Source organism: Kitasatospora sp. NPDC028055 (genome assembly GCF_040637885.1).
Lineage (GTDB): Bacteria > Actinomycetota > Actinomycetes > Streptomycetales > Streptomycetaceae > Kitasatospora.
Window position 1 is genome coordinate 26,928 of record NZ_JBEZXE010000072.1, and the last position, 6,729, is coordinate 33,656.

The window sequence follows — 6,729 nt, forward strand, 5'->3', positions numbered from 1 at the left end:
CGGCTGCGGCACCGTGTCGTGCCGGACTGGGGTGCCTGGGGCGCCGGTCGCGCCACCGTCAGCCGCCGTCGCGATCGAGCAGAGCGGAGCCCCCGCGCCGGGCGGCCGGGGCACAACGGCCGGGGGCGAGGAGCCGGCACCGTCCGCAGAGGGCCCGGGCGGTCCGGACGGGCCGGGCAGTCCGGGCGGGGCGGGGTCGGTGGAACCGGGGTGGAGCGAGGTCATCGGCGGGCCCTTCGGGGGACGGTCCCGACGATCCTCCCGCACCGCGCCACCAGCTCCAAGCGCCATTTCCGCGCGTGTGCCCGGAGGCACGCCGTGATCGCCGGGCGACCAGCGGTGGCCCCTACCGGGCGTATCGGCTCAACTCCCGGACGCGACGAAGCCCTTGAGGTCGGAGAGCACCGCGTTGGCCGCCGTCACGCCGAGCCCGAGGAACCAGGTCTCGTCCGAAACAGGCCGCGCCTGACCGGACTTGACCGCCCCGAGCGTCTTCCAGAGCGCCCCGCCCAGCACCGCGTCCTGGTTGGTCGAACTGGGGCTGCCGTACACGCCGTAGAAGATCCAGTCGGCGTCGGCCTTGTCGATCTGTTCCGGGCTGACCTCCACCGCGAGTTCCTTGACCTGCTCGATCGCGGGCTGCGGCAGCGGCACGTCGGTGAGGATGGTGCCGATGAACGAGAGTTCGGCGTAGAGCCTGGTCCGGCCTGGCATGAAGCGCAGCGGCGTGATGGTGGGCCGCTTGCCGCCGAGCCCGGCGCCGATCGCGGTGGCGGCGGACTGGTAGGCGTCGAGCTGCGCCTGGGCCTGGGCCTGCAGGCCGAAGGGGCTGGCGTTGAGCAGGAAGTTCTGCTTCCACGGGTAGCCGGGACGCAGTGAGAAGACGGTCGGCGCGATCTTCGACAGCTGGGCGTACTGGTCCTGGGCGCGCAGCTGGCTGCCGAGGATCAGGTCGGGCTTGAGCGCCGCGATCGCCTCCAGGTTGAGGCTGTTGATGGTGCCGACGGCGGCCGGGTTGCCCGCCTTGTCCTTCAGGTAGGAGGGCAGCGACTTGGAAGCGTCGGTGTGGACGACGCCGACCGGCTGGATGCCGAGCGAGACGACGTTGTCGAGCTCGCCGGTGTCCAGCACCACGACCCGGGTGGGCTTGGCGGGGATGACGGTCTCGCCCATGGCGTGCCTGACGGTGCGCGGGTAGACGCCGGGGGCGGCGTCGGTCCCGAAGCCCTTCATCTTCTCGATGACGGTGGCGTAGTCGTCGCCGCCCTGCTTGACCGACTTCTGGTCCGGCGAGCCGCCGCTGCCCGGCTTCGCGCCGCCGCCGTTGCCGCCGGACCCGCCCGAGCCGCCGGACCCGCCGGAGCCGCCCGAGCTGCCGCAGGCGGCGAGGAGCCCGCCGAGGCCGAGCACGGCGGCGCCGGTCGCTCCGGCGGTGAGGAAGCGGCGTCGGCTGGGGGTGCGGGGGGCGGGGGTGAGGACGAGGGTCAGGTTCGAATCGTCGGAGTCGGGGGCCACGCGACGCTCCTTCACGGTCGGGACCGGACGGTCGAGGTTAGGTGAGGCAAACCTATCTCGCCGCCGCGCACACCCTCCGCACGGGGGTGGTCACCGAGGGGCCAAAGGTCATCGTAAGTGCATAAAATCACCAAGAGTTGGTCTATTCAACCTTCTTCGCGCGCCTTAGAGTGCGCTGGTGTTTGATCAGCAGCTCTCAGAGCACACAAGCAGCGGCCGGGCAACGGCGCCCGGTGCTCCGCAGGGTGCCCCGGTCAGTGGCACCAGTGGTGGCGTTCCCGAACCGGGGACGGCTGGGGGAGCGGGGGACAAGGGCCTACGGGGCAACTCGGTGGGCCTGCTGGGCAGCGTGGTGCTGGGCGTCTCGACGGTCGCCCCGGTGTACTGCCTGACCGCGACGCTCGGACCGACGGTCACCGCGGTCGGGGTCCAGATGCCGGCCGTGTTCCTGGCCGGCTTCCTGCCGATGCTGCTCGTCGCGTTCGCGTACAAGGAGCTGAACAAGGACTTCCCGGACTGCGGTACGTCCTTCACCTGGACGGTCAGGGCCTTCGGCCCCCGGGTCGGCTGGATGGCCGGCTGGGGACTGACCGTCGCCACCATCATCGTGCTCTCCAACCTGGCCGGGGTGGCGACGGAGTTCCTCTACCTGATGCTCGGTGAGATGACCGGCAGCAGCTGGATCGCCGGGCTCGACCAGCACAAGGCCGTCCACCTGCTCACCGTGGTGCTGCTCATCGCCGGTGCCACCGCGATGAGCTACCGGGGGATGACGGCCACCAAGTGGTTCCAGTACGGCCTGGTGGGCCTCCAGCTGGCCGTGCTGCTGCTCTTCTCGGCCATCGCCATCGGCAAGGCCGCCGCCGGGGACCTGCCCGACTCGATCGGCTTCTCGTTCTCCTGGCTCAACCCGCTCCAGGTCGGCTCGTTCAGCGCGTTCACCGCCGGCCTGTCGCTGTCCATCTTCATGTACTGGGGCTGGGACACCTGCCTCACCATGAACGAGGAGACCCTCGGCAGCGCCAGGACCCCGGGCCGGGCCGCGATGGTCTCCATGGTCACCCTGGTCGGCTCGTACCTGCTGGTCGCGGTCTCCGCCCAGATGTTCGCGGGCGTCGGCAGCACCGGCAACGGCCTCGGCAACCCGGCGACGGCCGACAACGTCTTCGCCGCGCTCGCCCGCCCGGTGCTCGGCTCGCCGTGGAGCATCCTGCTGTTCCTGGCCGTCGTCGCCAGCGCCGCCGCGAGCCTGCAGACCACCTTCATCCCGGTGGCCCGCACCCTGCTCGCGATGAGCGCCTACCGCGCCGTACCGCCGCGCTTCGGCACCGTCCACCCGCGTTTCCGTACGCCCGGCTACGCCACCGTCGCGGCCGGCCTGGCCACCGCCGTCTTCTACGTCGGCATGAGCCTGATCAGCGAGAACGTCGTCCAGGACACCATCCTGGCGCTCGGTCTGATGATCTGCTTCTACTACGCGCTGACCGCTTTCTCCTGTGTCCGGTACTTCCGCCACTCGCTCCGCGCCAGCCTGCGCGACCTGCTGCTCAAGGGCGTCGCCCCGTTGCTCGGCGGCCTGCTACTGAGCGCCGTCTTCCTCCAGACCCTGACCGACGCCTGGTCCCCCGACTACGGCAGCGGTGCCGTGTTCGGCATCGGCTCGGTGTTCGTGATCGGCGTCGGCATCCTGCTGCTCGGCGCCGCGCTGATGACCTGGTACGGCCGGGTCCGCCCGGAGTTCTTCCGCGGCGAGACGCTGCGCGAGGACACCCGGGCCCTGGTCGTGGAGGACTGACACCGGGGACCGGAGTTATCGTTGCAGCCGTGAAGAGCTTCGTGGGCCTGTGCTGGTGGCCGTCCTAGGACGGCCACCCCACTCGCCTGACCACAGGGCCGTCCGGGATGGACGGCCCTGTCGCGTTTTCCCCACGGGACGGGCCCCTCGCCCCGGACGGCCGCCACCGCCGCCGTACCGAGGGAGAAACCCGATGACCACCAGTGCCACCGCCACCGCAAGCACCGCAAGCACCGCTGCCCTGACCGCAGGCACGTCCGACCGAACCGCCCAGGACCGGATCGACGACCCGTCCTCCCACCGGGTCCTGACCGGCGACCGCCCCACCGGCCCGCTCCACCTCGGCCACTACTTCGGCACCCTGCAGAACCGGGTCCGGCTGCAGGACCAGGGCGTCGAGATGTTCGTCCTGGTCGCCGACTACCAGGTCATCACCGACCGCGACATCGCCGACCGGCTCGCCGAACACACCGAGAACCTCGTCCTCGACTATCTCGCCGCCGGCCTCGATCCCGAACGGGCCACGATCTTCGCCCACAGCGCCGTCCCCGCCCTCAACCAGCTGCTGCTGCCCTTCCTCAGCCTGGTGAGCGTCGCCGAACTCAGCCGCAACCCCACCGTCAAGGACGAGATCGCCCACTCCAGCCAGGCCGCCGTGAACGGGCTGATGTTCACCTACCCCGTCCACCAGGCCGCCGACATCCTGTTCTGCAAGGCCGACCTCGTCCCGGTCGGCCAGGACCAGCTGCCCCACCTCGAAGTCGCCCGCACCATCGCCCGCCGCTTCAACGAGCGCTACCCGCACGCCGACGGCAGCGCCGTCTTCCCCCGCCCCCGGGCGCTGCTCTCCGACGCCCCGATGCTGCTCGGCACCGACGGCGGCAAGATGAGCAAGAGCCGTGGCAACGCCGTCGCCCTCGGCGCCGACGAGGACGCCACCGCCCGGACCATCCGCGGCGCGAAGACCGACGCCGACCGCCGCATCAGCTACGACCCGGTCGGCCGGCCGGAGGTGTCCGGCCTCGTCCTGCTCGCGGCGCTCTGCCAGGACCGCGACCCGGAGGCGATCGCCGAGGAGGTCGGCGACGGCGGCGCGGCCGCCCTCAAGCGCACCGTCATCGACTCCGTCAACGAGTACTTCCGCCCGCTGCGCGCCCGCCGCGCCGAGCTCGCCGCCGACCGCGGCCACCTGCGGCAGGTCCTGCGCGAGGGCGCCGAACGGGCCAACACCATCGCCGACGCCACCCTCGCCGAGGTACGGGAGGTGATGGGCGCGATCTGAAGGGTCATCAAGCCGGCCGGCGCCCCACTACGGGCCGTCCGCGGTCCGCCCGCCCAGGGGTCGCTCGTCCAGGGGGCGCTCGTCGACGGCCCGCCCGGGGCGCGCCCGGCCACGGACATCGGCCGGTCGACCCGCGGGCATATCGTCACCGGGCGGCCTCGACCACACCCCGAGGCCGCCCACAGCCCGCCCCTTCCCCGAAAGGTCCGGTCCATGGACCAGCAATCGACCACGCCCGGCCAGGGACTGACCCGCCCGCGGCAGCTGCGCCCCGGCGACCACATCGCCGTCGTCGCCCCCAGCGGCCCGATCGACGCCGGGCGACTCACCGCCGGCTGCGAGATCCTCCGATCCTGGGGCCTGCGCGTCACCGTCGCCCCGCACGTCCTCGACACCCACCCCACCCTCGGCTACCTGGCCGGCAGCGACGCCGACCGCGCCGCCGACATCCAGGACGCGTGGCTCGACCCCGACGTCGACGCCGTCATCTGCGCCCGCGGCGGCTACGGCGTCCACCGCATCGTCGACCTGCTCGACTGGACCGCCATGCGCGCCGCCCGCCCGAAGCTCCTCATCGGGTTCAGCGACGTCAGCTCCCTGCACGAGGCCTTCGCCCAGCGCCTCGGCCTTGCCACCCTGTACGGGCCGATGGCCGCCGCCGCCTCCTTCGTCGAGGACGGCCCCACCGCCGAGCACCTGCGCCGGACCCTCTTCGAGCCCGCCGCCACCACCGTCCTCACCTCGCCCACCGCCGGCCCGCTCGTCCCCGGCCGCGCCCGGGGCATCACCGCCGGCGGCTGCCTCCATGTACTCGTCGCCGAACGCGGCACGCCCGCCGCCCGCCCCTCCTACGCGGGCCGCATCCTGGTCCTCGAGGACGTCAACGAGCACCAGTACCAGCTCGACCGGCTGCTCACCCAGTTCCTGCGCTCCGGCGCCCTCGACGGCGTGGCCGGCATAGCCCTCGGCTCCTGGGAGGGCTGCGGGCGGCCCGAACGGGTCCGGGACGTGATGCTCGACCGTCTCGGCGGCCTCGGCGTGCCCGTGCTCTGGGAACTGGGTTTCGGCCACTGCCCGTCCACCCTGACCGTCCCGCTCGGCGTCCCCGCCTTGCTGGACGCGGACGCCGGCACGCTCACCCTGGAGCTGCCCGCCCTCGTTCCCGCCTCTTCTCCCGACCCCGGCTCCGCTCCCGCCTCCGCTCCGGCCTGAGTCGGCCGCCGGCCCCGGGCCAGTGAGTAGGGTGCGGCCATGAACGAGGACCGCCTCACCGCCCTTGCCCTCGGACTCCTCCGCGGCCCGGGCAGCAACGCCCGTACGATCCTCGGACTTGTCGGCCCGCCCGGAGCCGGCAAGTCCACCCTCGCCCGGCACCTGGTCGCCGAGGTCGAACGCGCCGAGGGCCCCGGCACCGCCGCGTACCTCCCGCTGGACGGCTTCCACCTCTCCACGGCCCAGCTCGACCGCCTCGGACTGACCCACCGCAAGGGCGCCCCGGCCACCTTCGACGCCCACGGCTACGTCGCCCTGCTGCGCAGGGTCGCGGCCGACCGGTTCCAGGACATCTACGTTCCTGACTTCGACCGCACCCTGGACGAACCGGTCGCGGCCCGCCACGTCGTCCGCCCGCACACCCGTCTGGTCATCACCGAGGGCAACTACCTCGCCTCCGCGGACGCCCCATGGCCGGAGGCCCGCCGGTTGCTGCGCGAGCTCTGGTACGTCGACACCGACGACACCGTCCGCGAGGAGCGGCTGCTCCGCCGCCACCGCGCCGGCGGCCGGAACGAGGCCACCGCCCTGCGCTGGGTCACCGGCAACGACCACCCCAACGGCGAGTACGTGAAGCAGGGCCGGGCGCTCTGCACCCGGACCGTCCCCGGAACGCGTTTGCTCCAGACGCCGGAGAGGGGTAGTGTTTCCTAGTCGCTCGGCAGGGAGCACCGGACACGCATCGGCGCGGACGGTCCCGGGGCGGCCAATCCCCTGAATCACCACTTCCGGTTCGTGCCGGTCGTTTCGCTTTTTCGCGTCTCGGCTCAGTGCTTATTCGGCGTGTGCGTTTTATCGGATTGCGGCTGGATTCGCTTTTCGGAGCGGGGATCGGCTAGAGTTTGAAACGTCGGACGGGGCGTCA

Annotated in this window: 5 protein-coding genes; 4 read left to right on the forward strand and 1 reads right to left on the reverse strand. The window is 72.2% G+C overall.

All coding sequences use genetic code 11. The features are described from left to right. Positions 1-363: 363 nt before the first annotated feature. On the reverse strand, positions 364-1,515 hold the full coding sequence (locus AB0F71_RS37515; protein ID WP_360244968.1) for an iron-siderophore ABC transporter substrate-binding protein: 1,152 nt from the start codon (positions 1,513-1,515) through the stop codon (positions 364-366). 331 nt (positions 1,516-1,846) lie between these two features. Here AB0F71_RS37515 and AB0F71_RS37520 point away from each other — a divergent pair, with 331 nt between their 5' ends. The 4 genes from AB0F71_RS37520 (at position 1,847) to AB0F71_RS37535 (ending at position 6,518) form a co-directional block, all read left to right on the forward strand. Further along, a complete protein-coding gene (locus AB0F71_RS37520) occupies positions 1,847-3,310 on the forward strand; it encodes an APC family permease (protein WP_360244986.1) in 1,464 nt (487 codons plus the stop codon). Positions 3,311-3,503: 193 nt separating this feature from the next. Beyond that, the gene (trpS, locus tag AB0F71_RS37525; RefSeq protein ID WP_360244971.1) at positions 3,504-4,592 is read left to right on the forward strand and encodes a tryptophan--tRNA ligase; all 1,089 of its coding nucleotides are present in this window, start codon (positions 3,504-3,506) and stop codon (positions 4,590-4,592) included. Positions 4,593-4,805: 213 nt separating this feature from the next. Continuing rightward, positions 4,806-5,804: an LD-carboxypeptidase gene (locus AB0F71_RS37530; protein ID WP_360244974.1), complete on the forward strand. Its 999-nt coding sequence runs from the start codon at positions 4,806-4,808 to the stop codon at positions 5,802-5,804. Between the two features lie 39 nt (positions 5,805-5,843). Then, on the forward strand, positions 5,844-6,518 hold the full coding sequence (locus tag AB0F71_RS37535; RefSeq protein WP_360244977.1) for a nucleoside/nucleotide kinase family protein: 675 nt from the start codon (positions 5,844-5,846) through the stop codon (positions 6,516-6,518). The last annotated feature ends 211 nt before the right edge of the window (positions 6,519-6,729 follow it).

Bases quoted from the DNA above. Each gene is read 5' to 3' on its own strand.
- trpS (WP_360244971.1), top strand. From the start codon at position 3,504: ATGACCACCAGTGCCACCGCCACCGCAAGCACCGCAAGCACCGCTGCC.
- AB0F71_RS37530 (WP_360244974.1), top strand. From the start codon at position 4,806: ATGGACCAGCAATCGACCACGCCCGGCCAGGGACTGACCCGCCCGCGG.
- AB0F71_RS37535 (WP_360244977.1), top strand. From the start codon at position 5,844: ATGAACGAGGACCGCCTCACCGCCCTTGCCCTCGGACTCCTCCGCGGC.